General features: G+C 39.0%; 21 protein-coding genes. 2 read left to right on the top strand and 19 right to left on the bottom strand.

Annotated elements, in window-relative coordinates; all coding sequences use genetic code 11:
* Positions 1-294: 294 nt before the first annotated feature.
* From I2483_RS15190 to I2483_RS15140, 11 genes are all read right to left on the bottom strand, one after another.
* The gene (locus I2483_RS15190; RefSeq protein WP_207277959.1) at positions 295-1,236 is read right to left on the bottom strand and encodes a hydroxymethylglutaryl-CoA lyase; all 942 of its coding nucleotides are present in this window, start codon (positions 1,234-1,236) and stop codon (positions 295-297) included.
* A 15-nt stretch (positions 1,237-1,251) separates the two neighbouring features.
* Complete coding sequence (locus I2483_RS15185) at positions 1,252-2,469, bottom strand: CaiB/BaiF CoA transferase family protein (protein WP_207277958.1); 1,218 nt, start codon at positions 2,467-2,469, stop codon at positions 1,252-1,254.
* Between the two features lie 66 nt (positions 2,470-2,535).
* On the bottom strand, positions 2,536-3,285 hold the full coding sequence (locus I2483_RS15180) for an IclR family transcriptional regulator (RefSeq protein ID WP_207277957.1): 750 nt from the start codon (positions 3,283-3,285) through the stop codon (positions 2,536-2,538).
* A 162-nt stretch (positions 3,286-3,447) separates the two neighbouring features.
* Positions 3,448-3,894 carry a DUF3598 family protein gene (locus I2483_RS15175; protein ID WP_207277956.1) on the bottom strand — a complete coding sequence of 149 codons (447 nt, stop codon included), beginning with the start codon at positions 3,892-3,894 and terminating at the stop codon, positions 3,448-3,450.
* Positions 3,895-3,948: 54 nt separating this feature from the next.
* Positions 3,949-5,361, bottom strand: coding sequence for an aldehyde dehydrogenase family protein (locus tag I2483_RS15170; protein WP_207277955.1), 1,413 nt, complete (start codon positions 5,359-5,361; stop codon positions 3,949-3,951).
* Complete coding sequence (locus I2483_RS15165; RefSeq protein ID WP_207277954.1) at positions 5,358-6,422, bottom strand: nitrilase-related carbon-nitrogen hydrolase; 1,065 nt, start codon at positions 6,420-6,422, stop codon at positions 5,358-5,360. The genes I2483_RS15170 and I2483_RS15165 overlap by 4 nt, the downstream gene beginning before the upstream one ends.
* 36 nt (positions 6,423-6,458) lie before the next feature.
* Positions 6,459-7,691 (bottom strand): MFS transporter, encoded by a 1,233-nt coding sequence (locus tag I2483_RS15160; RefSeq protein WP_207277953.1) that lies wholly within the window; start codon positions 7,689-7,691, stop codon positions 6,459-6,461.
* A 146-nt stretch (positions 7,692-7,837) separates the two neighbouring features.
* The gene (locus tag I2483_RS15155; RefSeq protein ID WP_207277952.1) at positions 7,838-8,896 is read right to left on the bottom strand and encodes a DUF1838 family protein; all 1,059 of its coding nucleotides are present in this window, start codon (positions 8,894-8,896) and stop codon (positions 7,838-7,840) included.
* An 84-nt stretch (positions 8,897-8,980) separates the two neighbouring features.
* Positions 8,981-9,721: a DUF4437 domain-containing protein gene (locus I2483_RS15150; protein WP_207277951.1), complete on the bottom strand. Its 741-nt coding sequence runs from the start codon at positions 9,719-9,721 to the stop codon at positions 8,981-8,983.
* 123 nt (positions 9,722-9,844) lie between these two features.
* The gene (locus I2483_RS15145) at positions 9,845-11,227 is read right to left on the bottom strand and encodes a dihydroorotase (protein ID WP_207277950.1); all 1,383 of its coding nucleotides are present in this window, start codon (positions 11,225-11,227) and stop codon (positions 9,845-9,847) included.
* 48 nt (positions 11,228-11,275) lie between these two features.
* A complete protein-coding gene (locus tag I2483_RS15140) occupies positions 11,276-11,968 on the bottom strand; it encodes an isochorismatase family protein (RefSeq protein WP_207277949.1) in 693 nt (230 codons plus the stop codon).
* A gap of 274 nt (positions 11,969-12,242) precedes the next feature.
* Between I2483_RS15140 and I2483_RS15135 the strand changes: the two genes are divergently transcribed.
* Both I2483_RS15135 and I2483_RS15130 read left to right on the top strand, forming a co-directional pair.
* The gene (locus I2483_RS15135) at positions 12,243-13,475 is read left to right on the top strand and encodes a 3-isopropylmalate dehydratase large subunit (protein WP_207277948.1); all 1,233 of its coding nucleotides are present in this window, start codon (positions 12,243-12,245) and stop codon (positions 13,473-13,475) included.
* 18 nt (positions 13,476-13,493) lie between these two features.
* Positions 13,494-13,991, top strand: coding sequence for a 3-isopropylmalate dehydratase small subunit (locus tag I2483_RS15130; RefSeq protein WP_207277947.1), 498 nt, complete (start codon positions 13,494-13,496; stop codon positions 13,989-13,991).
* 606 nt (positions 13,992-14,597) lie between these two features.
* On the opposite strand, the gene I2483_RS15125 is transcribed toward I2483_RS15130, so the two are convergent.
* The 8 genes from I2483_RS15125 to I2483_RS15090 form a co-directional block, all read right to left on the bottom strand.
* Positions 14,598-14,861 (bottom strand): GlsB/YeaQ/YmgE family stress response membrane protein, encoded by a 264-nt coding sequence (locus I2483_RS15125; RefSeq protein WP_481886352.1) that lies wholly within the window; start codon positions 14,859-14,861, stop codon positions 14,598-14,600.
* A 330-nt stretch (positions 14,862-15,191) separates the two neighbouring features.
* The gene (locus I2483_RS15120; protein ID WP_186671764.1) at positions 15,192-15,602 is read right to left on the bottom strand and encodes an NUDIX hydrolase; all 411 of its coding nucleotides are present in this window, start codon (positions 15,600-15,602) and stop codon (positions 15,192-15,194) included.
* Positions 15,603-15,650: 48 nt separating this feature from the next.
* Positions 15,651-16,016: a hypothetical protein gene (locus I2483_RS15115; RefSeq protein ID WP_207277945.1), complete on the bottom strand. Its 366-nt coding sequence runs from the start codon at positions 16,014-16,016 to the stop codon at positions 15,651-15,653.
* 181 nt (positions 16,017-16,197) lie between these two features.
* Positions 16,198-17,595: a Na+/H+ antiporter NhaC gene (nhaC, locus tag I2483_RS15110; RefSeq protein WP_207277944.1), complete on the bottom strand. Its 1,398-nt coding sequence runs from the start codon at positions 17,593-17,595 to the stop codon at positions 16,198-16,200.
* A gap of 547 nt (positions 17,596-18,142) precedes the next feature.
* Positions 18,143-18,877 (bottom strand): thermonuclease family protein, encoded by a 735-nt coding sequence (locus tag I2483_RS15105; RefSeq protein WP_207277943.1) that lies wholly within the window; start codon positions 18,875-18,877, stop codon positions 18,143-18,145.
* Positions 18,878-18,905: 28 nt separating this feature from the next.
* The gene (gene crcB / locus I2483_RS15100; protein WP_207277942.1) at positions 18,906-19,262 is read right to left on the bottom strand and encodes a fluoride efflux transporter CrcB; all 357 of its coding nucleotides are present in this window, start codon (positions 19,260-19,262) and stop codon (positions 18,906-18,908) included.
* Positions 19,259-19,636 carry a fluoride efflux transporter FluC gene (locus I2483_RS15095; protein ID WP_207277941.1) on the bottom strand — a complete coding sequence of 126 codons (378 nt, stop codon included), beginning with the start codon at positions 19,634-19,636 and terminating at the stop codon, positions 19,259-19,261. Before I2483_RS15095 ends, crcB begins: the two co-directional genes overlap by 4 nt.
* Positions 19,633-21,789, bottom strand: a complete 2,157-nt coding sequence (locus tag I2483_RS15090) for an ATP-dependent helicase (protein WP_207277940.1) — start codon at positions 21,787-21,789, stop codon at positions 19,633-19,635. The genes I2483_RS15095 and I2483_RS15090 overlap by 4 nt, the downstream gene beginning before the upstream one ends.
* Positions 21,790-21,910: the final 121 nt, after the last annotated feature.

Below are 21,910 nucleotides of genomic sequence, written 5' to 3'. Positions count from 1 at the left end.
TTACATTAAGCACCTTTACATAGAGTGTCTAGTGTCTTATCACAAAAGTAAGCAGTCACTTACTGGATAACCTTGGATAATTAACAAATAAGCTTATGCAACCTTCAATATAGACTAAGTGCTTCCAAAATTGATGAACTGCTCTTTAAGTACAGCATTATTCAAAAAAACTTCATGGAATAGTATGTTTAGATACGTAAGAAATAGGCTACCCCAAGTTCATTTTGAACTTAAGAAAGCCTATAGCCCATTAAAATTTAAAGGAATAACATTCTCATGAATGCGGCAACTGACTTATTCACCCAGTTTCTTTTGACCTGTTGGAGCCATGTGTAGATCTGAACTTTTTCCAGCTTTTAATAAGAAACTATCCGATTGATTTGGGTAGCGAGATTGCAAAACCTTTGCAATCTCAATTATTTTATCAAGGTCAAGGTTTGTTTTTATTCCCATCTCTTCAAAACCATGGACAAGGTCTTCAGTTGCAATATTTCCGCTAGCATTGGGAGCATAAGGGCACCCACCTAAACCTGCTAATGAACTATCAAAATCAACAATACCCTCATTTAATCCTGAAACTGCATTGGCAAACGCCATCCCTCTTGTATTATGTAAATGGAGCGAAAAATGAAAGGAAGGAAAGTATTCCCTTAAACTGCGTGATATTCGTTTTATGCTTTCTGGGTTTGCCATACCAGTTGTATCAGCTAATGAAATATCGGTAATCCCTAATTGCTCATAGCGTTTACAAATTTCAATGTGCCGCCCAATAGGTACAATTCCTTCATAAGGACAACCAAATGCAACTGAAATCGATCCACCTAACTTAATCGCAGTCCTTTCAGCCCTTTTAGCAATTTGATCAAAACCTTGCATCGCCTCAAGTGTTCTTGCGTTCGCATTATTTAAGCTGTGGGAATCTGTTGCCGATAGCATTAGCTTGGCCTTATCAACCCTTGCCAGAATAGCCCGTTCTAATCCACGCAGATTAGGTACTAGCGCACGTAAAACAACTCCTTCAGGCCGTGTTATTTTTTGTAGCACCTCATCGGCATCGCTCATTTGCGGAACTGCTTTTGGGTGAACAAATGATGTAACTTCGACTTGCTTAAAACCACATGCTAAGATGCGATTAATAATCTCGATTTTCTCTTCTGTAGGAACCATCATTGGTAGGACCTGGAATCCATCTCTAGGACAAACTTCCGTAATCACGACTTCTTTTCTATGCTCCATTGGTAAACCTCCTTTTCAAATGATACTTTTCTCTTCCAGTAATCGAATATCTTCATCGGAAAGGCCAGCTAAATCTTTGAGAATAGTATCATTATCTGCCCCTAAATCCGGACCTATACTACGAATTGACCCTGGTGTTTTTGAAAACTTTGGAACAATCCCTGGCATTTTCATCTTCCCAAGCCTTGGATGTTCTATCTCAACAATATTTTCTCTTGCTTTAAAATGCTCATCTTCGAAAATATCTTCAATGCTGTTTATTGGGCTAATGGGTACACCACAATCATCGAGGTGCTTTTGCAATTCGTCACGATTTTTCGTTTTAACCCAATCCGCTACAATACCATTCGTTAAATCAAAATACTGCAAGCGCACTGAATTAGTATAAAAACGATCATCATTGAGCATATCTTCCCTATCCATCGCTTTAGCTAGGCGCTCAAACGTTCGATCGGAACTTGTTACGAGCACAACCCAATGTCCATCTTTAGTTTGAAATGTACCTGCTGGACTAGAATGGCCACTTAAACCTGGAGACCGCTCTTTAACAATGCCATTTTGGTCATAATCAGTAACTAAAAACTCCATCATACGGAAAACGGTTTCATATAGGCCAATATCCACGAACTGTCCTTCACCGTTTTTTACAGCATCACGGTGATAGAGGGCTGTTGAGGTAGCAAACGCAACGTAAACGCCTGTTATATAGTCTACTAATGAGAAAGAGGGGCTTATCGGAGGACGGTCTGTATAGCCTTGCAAGTAAGTAAATCCACTAAAAGCAGTTGCTGGTGTCCCAAATCCTGCTTTATGTGAATAGGGTCCAGTTTGTCCATAACCAGTAACACGAATCATTATTAAGTCATCATTAACTTTCTTTAATTCATCGTAGCCAACATTCCAACTTTCTAATGTGCCTGGTCGAAAGTTTTCAATGACAACGTCAGATTTCGCGACAAGCTTTTTCAAAATTGCTTGACCTTCTTCATGATGTAGGTCAAGTGTCAAAGACTTTTTATTCCTTGCTAATGTCGGCCAACGTAACGGTTCATCTTCCTTAAATGGTCCCATACCACGCAAAGTATCGCCTTTTCCCGGAATTTCAATCTTTATAACTTCCGCACCAAAATCACCTAAAAGAGTAGCCCCATAAGGAGCTGCAATCATCGTGGATAAATCTAGAATGCGTATCCCTTTTAACGGACCATTATTTTTATGTTCTTCATTTAACATTTTTTCGCCCCCAGTAAGAATTCACTAAACCCTCAATAAAATTACTGAATACCAAAACCGAACCCATTAATTATAAGGAAAATCAAAGTAGCCTAGCTTTTCGCAAATTCCCTTCGCACCATCCATTAATATTTTGACTAATTGTTCTTCACGCTCATTTGTTAGTCGTTGAATGGGACCTGCTATCGTTAAACTCGCAATCATAACACCTTTGTTGTCAAAGATTGGGGATGCTATTGCAAAACTACCAGGAACTCTCTCTCCTTTTGTAACTTCATAGCCTCTTAATTTAATCTTTTTAATATCTAGCTCCAATTTTTCTGTTCCAATTTGCTCCACATTTTTAAGTTTCTCTATAGTTTTTTCTAACTCTATAGGTGAAAGAAATGACAGCAATACTTTTCCCGATGCTCCAACATGAACAGGTTTTCTGTCACCAACGCGTACAAAGTTCCGAACATCCAGTGAACTATCAACCTTTTCAATACAGATTCGGGATATATCATCAATAATATTCAGCTCGACTGTTTCATTAGTTTCCTTGGCAATTTTTTTCATAACTGGTAGTGATGTGCTCCTAAAGTCTAGCTGTCCTTGATAAATACTGCCCAATCTGAAAAAATTAAATCCCAAGGAATAACGATGATTTTCAGCATTTTGTTCAATATAATTATAGAATTCCATCGTATTTAGAATCCTAAATATTGTACTCTTCGGAAATCCAATTTCTTTTTGGATTTCACTTATCGATAGGCTTGTTCTATCCATCGTATACAATCCTAGGATTTCAAACATCTTTTCAAATGATTTATTCATAACTACGTATACATCCCTTCTTAGAATCTATAAATAATTAGCAAACGGACCCGTTTTTAAAAGTGCTATAAAGAGAAGGATATTCCATACTTAAATTTCAATTTGTTGATGCATAATACAAATTCCAACTTAAGTGGAATATCCCATTGGATTTATTGTAACTTACAACACTTTTTCTTCCTTAATAATTGTACGTTTTGTCAATTCACCGTTTTCAAACCATTGCCATACTCGTGCACGGTGTTTACCGTCTGGACTCAGATTAATCATTTCATAGAGATAATTATTTGGCTCACTTACGTACTTCCACGTTAGAACGATTGTATTTTCATCGATTTCCCATGAGTGTCCATTAATTCTATCTGTATCAAAAATAATATGTTTATCTTTATAAGACCCTGGAAAACTAATTTTCTCAGATCGACCATCAGCCCACGTGTACGTGTTTGTTTGAAAGTAAGGATATTCCTTGTCATCTTCCCGCAAGTTACAAGTTAAATATGAATCATGTTGATCAATCACATTCCCCTTTGGATCTACTACTGTATATACACCCTTCCATTCTCCCTCGTGCCTTGCAAATACAGGCATTTCTTCGCGAATTCCCATTATATATTCCTCCTATTAGTTTACGTTTTGTCAGTACTATAACTCGGTATTAAATTACACTTCATACCACCATGGATCTTTTGCCCCAGTGTTAATAAGAAGAGCTTTTTTTCGGATGAAACGTTTGATTGAAGCAGAACCCATGCGCGATCCACCCATACCAGAGAGCTTAAAGGAATTCTTCTCCCCCTCGTACATGATTGCGGTTAGTGCAGCATCGTTAATACTTATGGCACCTGCCTCCAATTGATGTGCAACAGAGATTGCTTCTTCCTCTGTTCCAGCAAAGACAGCTCCGCCAAGACCAAAACTTGTAGCATTTGCAAAACCGATAGCTTCATCAACATTTTTAACGCTCATCACAGGAAGCAAAGGACCAAATGTTTCTTCTGTCATTACCTTCATATCGTGATTTACATTCGTTAAAACCGTTGGTCGACACCAAAGTCCCCCAGAATGCTCCTCAATAGTACCCCCACTATGAACTGTTGCTCCCTTGGTTCTCGCATCAGTTAGCTGATCATCAATAATTTTTGTCTGTTGTTCTGTTATAATTGGACCTATTTGTCCATCCTTAAACGTTGGATATGCTAGCTGTAATTTTTTCGCTTTCTGTACTAACGATTTAACGAAGCTATCAAAAATGGCTTCATCCACATAGATTCTTTCGATTGATAAACAAGATTGCCCTGCATTGGCAACGGATCCCCATAATATTGCAGAAGTTGCAATGTCTATATCTGCTGTTTTGAGTACAAGGGCTGGATCCTTCCCTCCAAGCTCGAGCGATGCTGGAATGAACCGTTTCGCACAAGCTTCAGCGACCTTTCTCCCGGTTGTAACACTACCTGTAAAGGTAACCAAATCTACATTATTAATTATATTTACTCCTGTTTCGCCTGCTCCGACGACTACTTCAAATACACCTTTAAGGGAAGGTACCTTTGAAATTGTATCCATTAATGGTTTTACAAACCGTGGGGTAAATTCACTAGGTTTGATAATTACCGCACTTCCGGCCAATAATGCAGGAATTGCATCTATTAATGAGAGTAAAAGTGGAAAATTCCATGGGCTAATTACGCCGACTAAGTGATAGGGTACATTTTCCCCTTCAATTTTCAGGAATGGAATAGATGAGGTCCTTCTATCATCCAATTTCAGTATATCTGGTGCTGACAGACTCCATCGGTCTATCATCGATAATATAGAATTAAACTCTAGTATAGATTCACTTTCACGCCCTGTATCCTCCACTAGGGCGCCAAGAACCTTATCTTTTTCAATTTCTAAAGCTGTTTTCCATTGATGTAACACTTCAATTCGTCCTGCCAAACCCAACTGAAGCCAATCAGACTGTGCACTTCTTAATGCATGACAGCATTTAGACAACTGTTCCGTAGTAGGCGGAGTAATGTGATAATCCGTTAAACCATTACGAGGATTACGAACGTTTAACTCACTCATTTTATCAATCCCCTTCTTGTTAAGCTGTCAATTACTTCAAGTTGAGTTTGGATAAAATGACTTCTCTCAGCTTTCTTTTCACTTAAGCTATTTGCCGGATAGATACTGATATCATTATAGATTGGTGCATATAATTCCAATCGTTGCCGGGAAATAATGTTCCCCATGCCCGGTCTACGCCGTGCGCGACGTAGTGCAGCAAGATCAATCTCCCCATTAGCAACCATACTCTCTCCTGAACCTGCCTCCGCAAGAATTAGACCGCGATAATCAATAATTGCAGATGAACCATCAGTTGAAGCCATCGGTATAGGTATATTTGACATGCCAGCCGAGTTGGCCGAAATAACATATGCCATATTCTCGATAGATCTTGCTAATCTGCCAATATGCTTCTGTGTTAATTGTGGACTTGCTACCTCTGAAGAAGAATGCAATAGAATTTCGGCACCTCTTAACATTAGAGAACGAGCGATTTCAGGATATAGTATTTCTTCAGAAGCAATCAAACCGATATTCCCAATCTCCGTCTTAGCAACGGGGAAAACACCTTCAATTCCATAGATATCAAGATATTTATCCCAAACGTCATGGGGTGTGGGAGCAAACATTGAATTTAACCTTCTATACCGTAGGACAACTTTTCCAGATGGATCAATTAGAAAGCATGTTTGAAAATAAATCTCTGGAAAGTGAGGGTCAAGTTCATAAACATTTCCTGATAAAAATATATTATTATCCTGCGCCACCTTACCCAACGCTTCATACTCTAAACCATCCATTTCAATACAAGCTTTACTTTTCCATTCTTCAATCGACTCTCCCATTGGGAAACCCGTTAGAAAATATTCAGGTAAAACGACTAATCGTGTATCTTTTCCGATGAAGTTAATACTTGCCCGAATTTGTTGTGAAATACGTTGAATCGTCGCCATCATTTGAGTTCTAACTTCTACTGTATCTGTTAATTGATTTACCGCATCACACGTCACCTGTAACGCAAGTGCACGATAGGATAAATCAGTATTGGCTTGACCTTTTTCTTCATTAGATATTTTCACTGTAGATCACCCCAAATTGTTATAATGAACGTTTACTTAAACTGATAATGCTACTTTTTCATTTTTCATTTCACTATCATCGACCCTAATGAATATGGAAGCAACCATAAATATGATAGTTCCAAAAATTAAGAACCCAATCCCAGCAGCGAATGAACCATTCATAGCAGTAATTAAGAATCCAATTGCCATCGGTGAAATAAAGCCGGCAATTTGTCCCGCGAAGTTAATTAAACCGGCAGCAGAACCAATAATTCTAGATGGGAAGGCTTTATGTGTGACAGCCCAGAACCCGCCCATTCCCGCCTGCATAAATAATCCAACCATAGCTTGGAAGAATATTGCCATTGCAAGTGATGAAGTCACATACATTGCATAAATGAAAACTGCTCCAAAGAAACCGGAAATCATAAATAAGTATCTCTCACGTCCTAAGAATACTTTACTTACTAAATAGCCCCCTAATAGTGTTCCAATAACGCCAACTGTTGTTGGAATTGCAGATAACATACCTGCATTGTATAAATTTAAACCCCTATCCATCATTAGATAAGAAGGCAACCAACTAGCAAAGCCCCACATATAAATACATACGCCAAACCACGCAATAACGAAACTCCACATTTTAGGAACCTTCAGCAATTCTCTGAATGATAGCTTAGGATAATTTGCATTTTCTCTTTCAAGTGCTAACTGATCACGTTTTGGAATAATTACATATGAAATTGCTAAAAATATTCCTACTACTGCAATAATCAAGAACATTGAACGCCAACCAAATAATACGATTATCGGTACTGCGATAAGTGGAGCTAATGTTAAACCTACCGGATCCCCAGACTTTACAAATGCTTGTGATTTCGGTCGTTTATCCTTTGGTATATATTCCGCAATTGCTTTTGTACTTGCTCCTGGGAAACCACCTTCACCAAGTCCAAATAAGAAACGAATTACAATTAATGAGGTAACTGACCAAGCCAAACCACTTAACCCGGTAAAAATTGACCATGTAATAATAGAAATAACGATAACTATTTTTGATCCGAACTTATCCGCTAACCATCCACCAGGGATAGACATAATTGCATAACCAAGGAAGAAGCTACTTAAAATAATTCCTTTCATTGATGCATCAAGGTCAAACTCCGCACCTATTCCAGTTATCGCCAAACTCATAACCATTCTATCAAATATTGAAACGACTGCCCCCAAAAATAATACTGTAATAATAAACCTTTCATTTTTCCCTATATTTTTAAGAAACTTCATCTTGTACCCCCCTTATCAATGTGGATCCCCATTCCCATGTGATTCGCTAGTTATTTTTCTAATAACTTCTACTTAGTTAACACTATGATAGTAGAGGTCCAGACTCACTGAACCCCGCTATCTTATTTACAAAATTAGTTATTTTATTATTCTAAACCTGCCCATTCTCTCCAAGTTTTGCCCACAGGTTTTAGAACATTAGTATAAAACGAAGTCCAACTAGTCGTATTTGGTTTAGAATCTATTGTTTTCAATGACGATTTGTACAGTGGATAATTTTCTTCTACTTCCTTCCTTATCCAATCCGGCAAGTCGTCAAAACCATCCATTACTTCACCACGGGCATGAAAAGTTAGATTACCAGCATATTCGTTTTCATCCAACCCCATCCATGGTGTCCACGGACTAACCCGTGACCATGTATTAACAATAGGAAGTGTCCCTTTAGGTACTTTCTTTCCTTTCATCTTTTTTAAATATTTATTCGGTACCATAAAGTCAAAGAACTCCGCAGAGGCATATATGTCGTTTTTCAAGTTCATAGAATCACTGATGTTGTAACGCTCTTCTAAATTGTAAAGCGGGAAAGCATCTGCATGAAATGTGTAGGTGTCTCCTATTTGTTCAGGAGCCTCAATTGGAAATGCTCCTATCTCCCTACCCCCAGCTTCTACTACCGCCTTTAGCTTGCCATCTGCTACTCTGTAATGAAAATTCACTTGATCATTTTCAATATGTGCTATTGGATATGTCTTTCCCGTCAAGGGATTGGTCCATTTTTTCAATATTTTACCTGTTTTTAAATCCGTGTAAAAGACTATCTCCCTTGTCAACACCATTAAATCATTCGTTCCCTTTACTTGTACTGCCTTGCGAATGTTATAACCTTCTATACCAAATAACGGGGTTCCGTGTTTTAATGCTGGTTTAAATAGATCACCTGGAACGTATGCATAGGCTTTCCCTTTAATGTGATAGACCATATCTTCTCCATCGGGACGGGCAAGCGCATTGAAAAACAATCGTTCTTTTGGATCTGTGAGTTGTAGAAATAGTTCAGCAGGTTTAGTTACCTCTGGTGATTTTGTACTGGCTAGTTCAGCTGCTATTACGATATTTGGATTCATACTAAAACTCGAAGTAATCAACATAATTGCAGAAAGTATAGCCAACATCAAAATGTTCTTCTTCCTTTTAACTATCATCTGAATGATCCCCCTTTATTACTAATTAATCCAATTTACCAGGTGTAAACTTAATATCCATAGACAATTGAATAGCTAATCATTCTATTCTATAGGTAACTCCTCCTTTTCTACGTATGTAGTTTTTAGCGGCCCATCTGTACGGAAAAATGTTAAGCATCCCCGTGCAGTGTTAAAATCCCCATGGGGAATTTCCGATGGGCGCCAGAAATAACTGCCCGCTTTAAATGGTCCCCCACTTGTATCCAATTCCCCTTGTATTTGAAACCCTTCTTCAATAACTGGGTGAATTTCATATCGGCTATCTTTAAATTGAGGTAATACACCAAGAAGCCATGAACTTGCACCTGTTTCGGCATTTTGATATAAACTTTTCCGCATTGCCCCAGTCGGAAACCCGGGAGTTATAGTGCCTTGCCAAGGTAATTCATATGTGTTATTTATTTGAATCCCTTTATCATTCCCGTTCATATTCTTATCTACTAACTCTACTTTACCTTCTGTCATAAATAATAATTCGCAACCATTTTGGGATGTCAATGACCTAAGTTCTTCGCCTGAATCGATGAAGAAGTGTGTTAAATCACTATACTTATTCCCCGCAATTTTCAAATCGCCCGTTAACAACATTGCTTCAATGGCTACAGAGTATCTACCACCATCATTTGTTGTTCCTGGAGGGAAATAGATGATGCTAGTCGAGGCACCACTTTCAGTATCATAGCTTAATAGTTTCTGTTTCATTTCCTTCGAAAATCCTGGGAGCTCAAATTCATGCCAGCTCATTTCGTGCGTGTTGATAAATTCTATATGCTCACGAGACAATCTTATCCACTTCCTCTCATAATAGATGTCTACCATCATTCCACAGTTGGTTTGGAAACGCCCTACACGGGAATTTTCTTGCTACTTTGATAACTATCAAAATTGAACTTTAGTGAATCAGAATTAGATTGATCTCCTAATGTATTTGCCACGTCCATTTTCCTTCGTTAATTTTCCATCCTTATAAATAACTTCCCCCCTACTAATGGTATAGACTGGCCAACCCACAACTTCTCTCCCATCAAATACGCTATAATCGGAAGCTGAGTGTGTTCTTTCGGGTGTAACTACTTCTTTTTTATTAATATCAACTATTGCAAAATCAGCATCAGCACCCACTTCGATTCTTCCTTTTGATGGAAGGTTAAATGATTCTGCTGGTTGATATGAAGTAATATCTGCAATTCGTTCTAAAGGTAAGCCACGTTTTATATGCCCTTCTGTAATCATTATTGGTAATAATGCACCGACACTGGGAAAACCATAAAGTGTGTCAAATACATCTTTTCCCGCACTGTATTTTTTTTCTATGGAATTTGGAACGTGATCGGTTCCTATCGAATTAATAGTTCCATTTTTAATCCCTTCCCAAAGTCGGTCTGAGTCGTGTTGCCCGTGTATTGGAGGTCCTACCTTTGCATGTAAACCAACATCAGAATCCTCTGTCAAACATAAGTAATGAGCACAAGTTTCGACTATTGCTCCTTTTTCAAGTAGCCAAGGCATTGATTCAAGTACATCTACACTAGCTGCAGATGTTAAATGAACAATATACACATTCCCTCCAACAATTTTATTTAAATATAATGTACTTAGCATTGACTCAGCTTCAGCATAGCCAGGACTTGTTAAAGACCATGTTTTTAGACCATCATTTGCCCCTTCAGCTTTGTACTTTGTTATTAAATTACGATTTATATCCATATTCTCACAATGGATAGCAAGTAATAGTTTCGGTGAAATGGCTTTAAATTTCTCCAATATTCGTATAAGATCATACGAAGATAAATCAATTCCATTACTGATTTTAAACTTTTCGTTCAATTGTTTTTCATAGTTTCTAAAGAACTTAAATGATGTTAATCCAAACCTTTCGACCGTTTCTTCCAACTCATCAATATGTTGTTCAGTCAAAATGCCCAAGCTGTAAGTAAAATCAATATAGCTATTTTTTTCACCTATTTCCAAGACTTTAGGAAAGAAGTCTAAATAACTAACCACTTGACGATCGTAATTAACAACGGTCGTTACACCACCAACTGCATGTTGTTTTGTGTCAATAAAATCATTTTCAACACTGTTATAGATACCTAGATGTTCATGAGCATCTACTAATCCAGGAAATATGTGAAGCCCTGATGCATCAATCACTTCATTTGCGTCAATACCATCTATTTCTTCAAAAATTCCAGTTATTTTCCCATTCAACACACCCAAATGGACTTCTTTTACACCTATTTGTGGAAAAACAACTAAACCATTTTTAATTAGTAAATCAACTTTCATTGAACATCCTCCTCAGTAATCATTTCATCCCCGTAACAGGGATTAGCATCATCCTTCATTTATGCTTTCAAAATATGTAAGCATTTCAGTAGAAGTAGAAATATCACAATACTTCATCCATAAGTCTAACAATCCTGCTTTATGTGACAGTTCAATTCGGTCATATACGCAATCTTCTACAACAGCAACATTAAAGTTATGCGTTACTGCATCTACTGCCGTTGCACGTACACAACCACTTGTAGAACCTCCTACTATAATAAGTGAATCTACACCCATCTTTATTAAATAACTAATTAATGGTGTCCCGAAGAAAGCGCTTGCATAGCACTTATCAACAACAATATCAGTGTCATCCGGTGTCAATTCAAAAACGATCTGTGTTTCTGGTTGTCCGTCGATATATTTTGATTGATCTCTCTTGGCCTTTGCAGCAAAAGAATCAAAGTTGCTTGTTTTCTTCTGTACATTTCTCGTATATAGAACAGGGATATTATTTTCTTTCGCGGACTTTTTTAACTGTTGGATTTTCCGAATTGCCTTCCATCCCTCTTCACCGCCACCGCTTGGCCAATCGTCAAGCTGCTCGATAATCGGTTTGTCATCTCCAACATAATTGTATTGGGCATCGATAATGACTAATAGTGGGCTTTTTCCAAGGCCCCTTTTCACCCCATATCCTCCTTTTTTAATAACAATCCGATCTGCCTCCGTTAAATTATCTTCCCAAATATAGCCCACTATACGACAACCCCTTCTATTTTTCATTGCCAACCTGTTCCACAATATGGAACGCGTTCTATTAATTAATTACATCATAACTACGGAAAAATAATATGTCAATACGGAATTTCATTTATTTAGAATTGGCTGATTACCTACAACTATTCATGTTGACAATTTTCAGATATCTATATACTATTAACTCAAGCTAGTTTTTAGAACGCGTTCCGTATAGTGGAACATCGGGTTATCTTCCTATCAACGTTATCTATAAATAGAGAGGTGAATCATTATGGGCCAAACAATTATTGAGAAAATCATTTCTAATCACTCATCACAACCAGCTTCCTCAGGAGATATCGCGGTTGTCGATGTGGACTTAGTGATGGCTACCGACACTACCGCGCCACTCACAATTAGAGCATTTCAAGAAATGGGTGGACAAAAAGTATGGGATAAAGACAAAATGATTCTTGTAATCGACCATGCTTCACCAGCCCCTAATCAAGGAATTGCACTCCTTCATGATTTAATGAGAGAATTTGCAGAAGAACAAAATATCAAACTATATGATGTAGGAGATGGAATTTGCCATCAACTAATGATAGATAATCACCATGTCCGACCTGGTCAACTTGTCTTAGGCGCTGATTCACACACTTGCACGTACGGTGCCGTTGGAGCTTTCTCAACTGGGGTTGGCTCTACTGATTTGGCGGGTGTCATGTTAACCGGGAAAACATGGCTTAAAGTTCCTGATACAACGAAGATAATACTGAAAGGAAAGCTATCAAAAGGGGTTGTAGCAAAAGATCTAATTTTATACTTAGTTGGTAAATTGGGTATTCAAGGGGCTACCTATCAAGCAATTGAGTTCGCTGGGGAAGCCATTGAAGCAATGAGTTTGGATAGTCGAATGACTATGGCGAACATGGTTATTGAAATGGGTGCAAAAGCTGGATTCGTAGATACGAAAGGCTTGGACCTTCCCTATCCGTTTGAACCCGTTGAAGCAGACAAAGATGCTATTTATGTAAAAACATATGAAATAGATGTAACTAATTTAGAGCCGCAAATTGCAATTCCGCATTCACCAGATAATATTAAGGGGATTTCAGAAGTTGATGAAGTCTTCATTCAACAAGCTTTTATCGGCAGTTGTACAAATGGAAGACTGGAAGACTTGCACGCAGCTGCAGAAGTACTAAAAGGAAAAAAGGTTCATCCAAAAGTACGATTGATCATTGCTCCCGCTTCGAGGAAGGTTTTTCAAGATGCATTGTCGGACGGTACAGTTGAAATTTTATCGGCCGCAGGAGCAACATTTCTCCCTTCAGGTTGCGGACCTTGCGTAGGAACCCACCAAGGAATTCCAGGAAATGGAGAGAACGTAGTTTCATCTACTAATCGAAACTTCCAAGGAAGAATGGGTAATCGTAATTCCAATATTTATCTTGGCTCTCCAGCCTTTGTTGCTGTCGTTGCATTAACAGGTAAAATTACAAATCCGTTATTACATATTTAAGGAGGTTGATTGTGAATCATGAAACTTAAAGGAAAAGCTCATGTTTATGGAGATAATATTGACACTGATCGGATTATTCCAGGAAAGTATACAAAAACGTTAGATATGCAACAACTTGCTAATCATGTTTTAGAAGATTTAGACCCAGACTTTCACAAGAATGTCCGACAAGGGGATATCCTTGTTGCCGGTGAGAATTTTGGATGTGGCTCATCACGAGAACAAGCACCACTTGCTTTAAAGTCCGCTGGTATTTCTGTTGTAATTGCTCATTCGTTTGCACGTATATTCTTTCGTAATGCCATTAATATCGGGTTACCTTTAGTTGAACTGAAAGAGTATGCTATTAATAATGGCGATAATCTAGAAATTGATATAACGACAGGAATCATCGTTAACCTAGAAAGTAATCTAAACTACCAAGGTGCAAAAATGCCCGAGGTCATGGTAAAAATCCTTAATGAAAATGGTTTAGTTGACTATTTAAAAAAGTATAAGTCTTATCCCACAGCTTAATTATCAATTTTCCAGCTTTAAAAAGACCTGTAACCAGTTTGTATTATCTGGTTACAGGTCTTTTTATTTTGTATGATCATTATCAAGAATCGATTTCTAATGTAGCCTATTCTACCTTATCTTTAATTCACGTACTCGTATAATCCTAAAGTTATTATGTAATTATAAGTCTGTTGATTAACCACTTTATTACATAAACCACTTGTAAGGAAAGCTTGAGATTATCCATTTCCACTTGTTCGTTTTCAGCTTGCTTTGGACAAAATGATCAAGTCAACTTTACCGAGGGGGAAGTATGGCTGAATAGGAAAGTGGTTATTCAGTCGTCCCCAAAAGTTTTAGAACTTCGTGTATCTGCACTTTTGGAGAGCGAAGGACGAACGGTCACCATACGATTAACGAAAAAGCTGCGAGGGATGCGACTTTTTCGCATCCCTCGCAGCAAAATACTCCTCCCCAATTGTGCAGTAGTCGTTCTAGTCCAAAGCGACTCGATAGCATCTGTAAATGGAGTGTCAGTGTTTTATCACAAAAGGTAGCAGTCGTTTACTAGTTAACTTAGGTTAATCAACACATGTGATCAAATAACTATCATTCAATTAGTTATTAATATCTTCTACGCATGGATTTCATAATAAAACTCACAACAATCACTATGATAAGTGCTCCGATAATTGCAGGAACAATGTAAAACTCAGCTAATTTTGGACCCCAATTCCCTAGCAACCTACTTCCAATCCATGCACCAATGATACCAGCAATCACATTTCCTATGATTCCGCCCGGCATATCTTTACCTGCGACTAATCCTGCAAACCAACCGATGATTCCGCCAATAATTAAATATAATAACAATCCCAAGCAATACATCCCCTTGTTAGTTATTTTTAGTTTTCTTTAGTATATGAATTAATTATGAAAACGATAAAAATCCATTTCTTGAAAATTAACTAGTATGTTTATGAAGCCTATCGAACACTTAAAAACTTCCCTGAATAATTGAAGAAACAAATGGCATGTCGTTACTCCTCCCCATATCCATCAGTTCCCTTTTTCTTATTTCAATGAAAAGTTCGCATTTCGTATTCTTTATAAACTAATACGCTTTGAGATTCTTGAATATACCTTTTCTTCATAACTCTTTCCAATACATTTTCCCATCCGCTAATCCCATATTCTATCTTTTTAGCATCCCTCACTTTACACTTGAATTGTATAAGCCGAAGATGATTTAAGTAATCTTTCTACTCCGCCAGGATGATAAGGCATTAACCCATTCGCTGTCGGCAAATCTACCCACTTTATTTCTAAGATTTCTTCTTCGTCTTGAATGGAGCATTCCCCGGATACGATTATTGCTTTAAATGTTAGAAATAAAGCGTGATGTCCTTTTGCATTAAAAAATGCTTCATTTACCGCCACGATACGTTCAACTTCAATCGTCAAACCTGTTTCTTCCTGGGCTTCACGAATAATTGCTAGTTCCAACGTTTCCCCTTCTTCAACGTCACCGCCAGGAAAAGACCATCCGCTACCTTTGTTATTAACCATCAGTACTTTTTGCTCGTCTTCTTTATAAATAAGTGCATAGACAACATTTACTTTTTTCATTTCTGCCATCCCCCAAAATGTCGATTATCTACAACAGAATTCCCTAAACTACCCTTCATACATTCCTACATAGGGTATCTCCTTACCGTCTACTACTACAATATATGCGAGCGTATCCGTTTTATATATCTTTGTTCCAACAGGTAATTTGTTAGATGTACCACTTTTAAACTTCCAAGCTTTGCTCGTTTGTTTTGTTATTTCTCCCACTTGCTCCCCCACTATATAAGGTAATTCTTTTAGCCATTCTAGATCTTGGGCGTTCGAGTAGACGATACTATCTAAAACAAAGATACCCGCATCAATACTTCCAAGAAAATCTTTCGGCGTAAGATTTCCTTTATAAGCTTCTTGACAGCCTGATACTACCAATAGTAGTAAAGTTATAAAGAATACGAATCGACCGATTTTCATGGATATAACCTCCTACATTCGTCACAATACGGAACAACTCTACTACTTATACGTTGGTAAAGTTCATATGGTTCCATAATCTAGAAATAATAGGATTTTTACAGGTTTCACAACATAATCTCTTTGATAGTAATTTCAAAATGAGAAGGAGCACTCCCTCTCAGGCGTGCTCCTTCGCATTTTATATTTTAACCTTGTCGTCAGTCAGATACGTTAATGTTTTGCCAGTAAACCCGAACAATACCGTTAAAATTGGTGACAACAGACAAAAGAATGCGAATGGCAAGTAATCGAGAGTTGCGACACCTAACATACCCGAAATAAATATACCGCAAACGCTCCATGGTACCAATGGATTCACGACCGTTCCCGCATCCTCCATCACCCGACTTAAGTTCTTGCCCGCAAGACCTACCTTTTCATATTGTGATTGAAAAGCTTGCCCTGTCAATAAAATCGATAAGTATTGTTCGCCAATCAGCACATTAATCCCAATCGCAGTTAACGCGGATGCAAAAATGACCGAGGATACTTTCTTCAACACACTTTCAATTTTCCCGAGTAAACATTGGACAATTCCAAGTGTAAATAATAACCCACCCATACTAAGTGCCAACAATACCAATCCAATTGTAAACATCATGCTTTGCATTCCTCCACGCGTTAGTAGCGCATCAATATCCGCAATCCCTGTCGTTGAAACAAAGCCGTTAAACAAAATCTCAAACACTTCTACAGCGCTGAAACTCTGATGGAAATAGGAAACTGCAATTGCACTTGCAGAGCTTATCGCCAATGCCATAAGCGCAGGCACTTTCAGTATCGTCAGGGCAAACAAGACAACTAGCGGAATGACTGTATACCAGTGGATCATCCCTGTATCCAACAATCCATCTTGGAAATAGGCAATTTTATCAACATCAGTTAGCGTACCGCTTGGTGACAGTAAGCTGAAGATAATCAGTGATAACACAAATGCTGGGATAGTCGTCCAAGCCATATTTCGAATATGTTCAAACAAATCAACACCGACGATGGAAGATGCCAAATTCGTCGTATCTGACAGTGGCGACATTTTATCTCCAAAAAAGGCTCCGGAAACAATTGCTCCAGCCGCTATAGGCAGTGATAAATCGAGCATAGTCGCCATCCCAATAAATGCGACACCCACCGTTGCAACCGTAGTTAACGAACTACCGATTGAAATTCCAACAATTGCCGTAACCACAAAAACAATGGCAAAGAAAAAGGACGGTGTAATCAAATTAAACCCAGCATAGATCAACGTAGGAATCGTCCCACTCATGATCCAACTACTCACTAAAATACCGATGAAGAAAAACAGGAAAACGGCACTCATACCTGCTCCTGCTCCATCTACTAAGCCACCTTCTAGCTTGCGGTACGGAACTTTTTTGATAAGACCATAACAAATTAATAACAAGATAGAGAACAAAATAGGCAAATGCGGCACCGATCCAAATTGAAGAATACTAACGTTTATTATGGTTACTATTGCCACTACTAGTGCGGCCGCCTCTATAAAAGTAGGCGATACGACTTCCTTTATTCGAAACATGATGACTTCCTCCTCGATGGTTATAGAATGCGCCTGCTTAGTAGCGACAAGCGCTGGCCGACTAAGATCGCCACGTCCTGTGGCAACGTCGCACTAGTACGTCCTGTACGTCGAAGGCTTGCTGATAAAGGCGTTCTTTTCCTTTATCAGCAAGCCTGAAGCGACTTGAGCGGCTGGCGCCTGAAGCTAGACCTAGAAAAAATGGGTACAGAAAAAGCCCCTTCAATCCCTTGGAAAGGGACGAAGAAGCTCTCCGCGTTACCACCCTAATTGATGGACCAGTTTTGGCCTGGCCATCCACTTCATTAGTAGTTGAGAAAATCGGACGGCGTACTTCATACATATTGTTGCCTGAATTCTCACCTACCATTCAGTCTCTTGCTGCTGCTCACAATATGATTACTGGACCATCTCTCAAATATATTTAATTATAATGATTATCTTTTTCGCAAAAGTTATTGATTTGAATCTTATCACGTTCAGCGGGCATGTCAAGCAGTTTCAGAAACACAGAAAACTAAGTATTTTCCATTTCTTCTTCCAGGCGTCAGCGCTCGCACGCAAAACCGTCTTTATTGCCGTCCATTTTTTCTGAGTAAGCAGGATGCCCTTTTTTCACGCCATTCGAATATTTCTTACGCAGTTCTGTACAGTTTTTGAACTCTTCTTTAGCACCAGATACAGGTTTGGTTTCAGGTTTCTTTTCTACATACGTTTCACTGTCAAATCCGCGATCAGTCGCATAATCTTCTAGTGTCCAGATACCGATTCCCGCTTTTTTGGCCTTCTCTTCTGCTTTCTTATAAGCGTCTAGATGACGTGTATTTGGCGGATAGACGTACCCCACGCGGGCAAGCCCTTCTTCCAGCAGTTTTTCCTGAACGCTAACGCCATCAATATAAATATAGGCAAGCAGTCTGTCGTATTTATCTATTTTCCCACCAACATCGAATTCGATTTCAAGTTTCCCGCTGTTCATCAGCTCAAGATTGCGCTCTTTTGCTTTCTCGCCGAAAGGCTGCTTTCCGAGCCGTGGATGATTCGTTTCTGGGGTATCAATTAGTAAATATCGGACATTCTGTTCTTTACCTTCATACTTAATTTTAATCGTATCTCCATCGATTGTCTTTACAAGTTCGACCGGGATTAAATCGGAACGACTTGGCTCTGGTTCTTGTTCTGGGAAAAACACATTGTATACAATTACAGCAAGCAAGGCGAGACCGATACTCACTTTGCCAGCCGTTGTTTTCCACATTTCATTCTTTTTTTTCTTCGTCATCTTTTTCATTCCTTTTTTCGCTCAACGTTTAGATTAACGCTATATAATAACCGATTGCTGCGAGAATAATCCCACCACCATATGTTAACAGGAAATACAGTAAAGCATGCTTTTTTTCATCATTTATCCAAAGTTCAATCAGTTCTTTATTCATCGTAGAAAATGTCGTCAAGGCTCCTGCAAGACCCGAAGCTACTAATAAAGTCCACATCCGTGGTATTTCCATTCCAAAAACGCAGCCGATCAATAAAGCACCAGCTAGATTGACAACCAATGTACCTCGGGGAATTTCACCTGGACGATTCATGAAGGTTGAGATTAAATACCGAATGATAGCCCCGAAAAAACCACCGATGCCAATCATCAAAAAGTCGATACTCGTCATATAAGCGCCTTCTTCCTACCTAGACGGAAGCCAAGTCCCCCGGCAGAAAGTCCACCTAAGATACTGCATAGGACATATAATCCTGCTAGGATAAACTGGTTATTTTCTACAAGTAAAACAGTTTCCACACTCAACGCGGAAAACGTTGTGAATGAACCAAGAAAACCCGTTGTCACTATATCTTGCACATCTTTATGTGCGGATAGTGTGCGAAAAGCGCCCGCAATGATGAAACATAATAAGAACGTTCCAATTACATTCACGGCCAGCGTCGATATGGGAAATCCCGATACATTCGGAACTGCCTGTCCAATCAGCACCCGTATGGTAGCTCCTGCCGCTCCGGCCAAACCCATCCATAAAACCTTTTTCATAGGGGAACCTTTTCAAGGAGCCTAAGCGAAAGCACCGTTTCAAGATCAAGCCGCTTCTCTACTTTACCGAATTGAATATGGACTTCGTCACCATCACGTCGGGTGATTTCACCATTTCCGAATACACGGTGTTTGACTGCTGTGCCAACCGTGAGCTCGTCACTGTCTTGTATACCATCAGGATTGAGTGCAATCGTGGCTTTCGTAATCTTCACGGGTTTCTGCTCTTTTTTCGCTTCACCCGGTTTCAAAAGAAGGCCCCTTACTTCATTCAAAAACCTCGAATCTTCTTTCGGTTTCCCTTCGTCTTGGCCGTATGACAACAATTCAAGCCGTTTTTTCGCACGTGTCATACCGACGTAGAAGAGCCTTCGTGCTTCCTCCAACATAGCTACGTCACTTTCATCTTCCTCAGAAGGAATGACCCCTTTTAGCAAGTCAATCATGAACACACGCCGAAACTCCAGTCCTTTTGCGCTGTGAAACGTTGATAATGTCACCGCATTTTCGGGTGCATTGAATTTTGCGTTTTGCACTGCCTGTTCAAGCTCTTTCAAACGCGTTGCAAATTCCACCATCGTTCGGAGTTGTGAAGCAATTCCTTCAAGCGTATCTAAAATGCTAAGAAGACTCTCAAAACGGAATCCAAACTTTTCTGCCCTACTTTTAAGTGCCGCCTCATAACCAAAATCATTCCGGATCAGCTGAATCACTCGTTCCGGGCGCATGCCAGGAATCACAGCGTACCCTTTTTTATAGTCAGCTAACTTTTTCACTTGACTGTCTTTCATTTCAACCGTTTGAATAAATGCATCGAACACATTCCCAGTTGTTGCGGTATTTTCAAACTGGGTGAGCATGTTTCGTGAAATAAAGGCATTCATTTTCATGATGATTTTCGCAAATATATCTTTCCGTTCCATATTAAAACTAAGACGCATAAAGTTCAAAATATCCTCGACAATCCAATGCGTGAAAAACTTGTCATCTGCATCCTTCATATAGAATGGAATCCCTCGTCTGTGCAGTTCGCTTACAAACATCGTTGACGATGAATTATTCCTAAACAAAATCGCAATCTCATTCAAATTCTTCTCGTTCAACAGTTCGTATGTTACGTATTCCAATTGCTGTTTCGGACTATTAAGCTGTTTAATATAAATCGGCTCAACTTTGCCGTTTTCTGTATGCATGTCTTTTAGATAGCGCTTTTTGTTCCGTTTGATAAATTTCGAAGCCATTTCAACGATTTCTTTTGACGAACGGTAATTGCGTTCCATCATCAGTACTTGAGCATCCGGGTAAACGCTCTTAAAATCCAGAAGATAATCCGGCTCTGCCCCGCGCCACGTATAGATCGACTGGTCATCATCCGCAACAACGCAGAGATTGCCGTGATGTGCTACAAGATGCTCAACAATTTTATGTTGAACAAGAGACGTGTCCTGGCTTTCGTCAGTCAGGAGATAGTCGTAGAGGTTCCGAAAGTGCTCACTTAGCTGTTCGTCTTTTCGAAGTGCCTGTTCCGCAATCGTCAACATATCGTCGAAATCAAGTAGCAAATGACCACTTGTGCGTGTCTTATACTGTTCATATTTCCTGGCGATGCGCCCTGCCTTGTCAACAGGCCCATCTAGCTCCTCCCATTTTCCAAGTGGTATCATACGGTTTTTAATCCCACTGATGAATGTCGAAAGAGATGACAGTTCATCATCGGTACAATCTTCTTTCAATACTTCTTTATAAATCCCTTTCAATAAAAATGCCTTATTGATTGACTGTCGCCCTGTCTTATTTCCTTCAATCAACTCATAGGTTGTGCCCGTTTTCTCCAAGTAGCCACGGGCAATCATAAATGCCAAACTATGGATTGTGGAAAAGTCAACACGGGCGCTATGCGGGAAAAACCTTGTAAAACGCTCCGTCATATCTCGTGCAGATGCACGGCTAAATGTAATTGCTTTAATACGCTTCGGATTGACGTTCTTTTCTTCAATCAAATAGCCAATTCGCATAATCATCGTTGTCGTTTTCCCAGATCCCGGGCATGCCAAAAGAAGAAGCGGTCCCTCCGTTTGAAGGACTGCTTTCTTTTGTACTTCATTCAAATCTATATTCAGTTCGCTCTTTTTCCGTTCAAAAAAATCATTCATTTTACCGTAACTCCTTTTACTAACACTGTACTTAATTTACCATACGAACGCCTATTTGTAGAGGAATCAAACATCGTTCACACAAAAAAGCCTCCGCACAATAGTCTGTGCGGAGTACTCG

Origin of the sequence: Sporosarcina sp. E16_3 (assembly GCF_017347125.1) — a bacterium.
In the GTDB taxonomy this organism is placed as follows: Bacteria; Bacillota; Bacilli; order Bacillales_A; family Planococcaceae; genus Sporosarcina.
Note: the sequence above shows the minus strand (reverse complement) of the source record. Positions and strands in the feature narration are given on the sequence as shown.

Bases quoted from the DNA above. Each gene is read 5' to 3' on its own strand.
- I2483_RS15190 (WP_207277959.1), bottom strand. From the start codon at position 1,236: ATGGAGCATAGAAAAGAAGTCGTGATTACGGAAGTTTGTCCTAGAGAT.
- I2483_RS15185 (WP_207277958.1), bottom strand. From the start codon at position 2,469: ATGTTAAATGAAGAACATAAAAATAATGGTCCGTTAAAAGGGATACGC.
- I2483_RS15180 (WP_207277957.1), bottom strand. From the start codon at position 3,285: ATGAATAAATCATTTGAAAAGATGTTTGAAATCCTAGGATTGTATACG.
- I2483_RS15175 (WP_207277956.1), bottom strand. From the start codon at position 3,894: ATGGGAATTCGCGAAGAAATGCCTGTATTTGCAAGGCACGAGGGAGAA.
- I2483_RS15170 (WP_207277955.1), bottom strand. From the start codon at position 5,361: ATGAGTGAGTTAAACGTTCGTAATCCTCGTAATGGTTTAACGGATTAT.
- I2483_RS15160 (WP_207277953.1), bottom strand. From the start codon at position 7,691: ATGAAGTTTCTTAAAAATATAGGGAAAAATGAAAGGTTTATTATTACA.
- I2483_RS15155 (WP_207277952.1), bottom strand. From the start codon at position 8,896: ATGATAGTTAAAAGGAAGAAGAACATTTTGATGTTGGCTATACTTTCT.
- I2483_RS15145 (WP_207277950.1), bottom strand. From the start codon at position 11,227: ATGAAAGTTGATTTACTAATTAAAAATGGTTTAGTTGTTTTTCCACAA.
- I2483_RS15135 (WP_207277948.1), top strand. From the start codon at position 12,243: ATGGGCCAAACAATTATTGAGAAAATCATTTCTAATCACTCATCACAA.
- I2483_RS15130 (WP_207277947.1), top strand. From the start codon at position 13,494: ATGAAACTTAAAGGAAAAGCTCATGTTTATGGAGATAATATTGACACT.
- I2483_RS15125 (WP_481886352.1), bottom strand. From the start codon at position 14,861: ATGTATTGCTTGGGATTGTTATTATATTTAATTATTGGCGGAATCATC.
- I2483_RS15120 (WP_186671764.1), bottom strand. From the start codon at position 15,602: ATGAAAAAAGTAAATGTTGTCTATGCACTTATTTATAAAGAAGACGAG.
- I2483_RS15115 (WP_207277945.1), bottom strand. From the start codon at position 16,016: ATGAAAATCGGTCGATTCGTATTCTTTATAACTTTACTACTATTGGTA.
- nhaC (WP_207277944.1), bottom strand. From the start codon at position 17,595: ATGTTTCGAATAAAGGAAGTCGTATCGCCTACTTTTATAGAGGCGGCC.
- I2483_RS15105 (WP_207277943.1), bottom strand. From the start codon at position 18,877: ATGACGAAGAAAAAAAAGAATGAAATGTGGAAAACAACGGCTGGCAAA.
- crcB (WP_207277942.1), bottom strand. From the start codon at position 19,262: ATGACGAGTATCGACTTTTTGATGATTGGCATCGGTGGTTTTTTCGGG.
- I2483_RS15095 (WP_207277941.1), bottom strand. From the start codon at position 19,636: ATGAAAAAGGTTTTATGGATGGGTTTGGCCGGAGCGGCAGGAGCTACC.
- I2483_RS15090 (WP_207277940.1), bottom strand. From the start codon at position 21,789: ATGAATGATTTTTTTGAACGGAAAAAGAGCGAACTGAATATAGATTTG.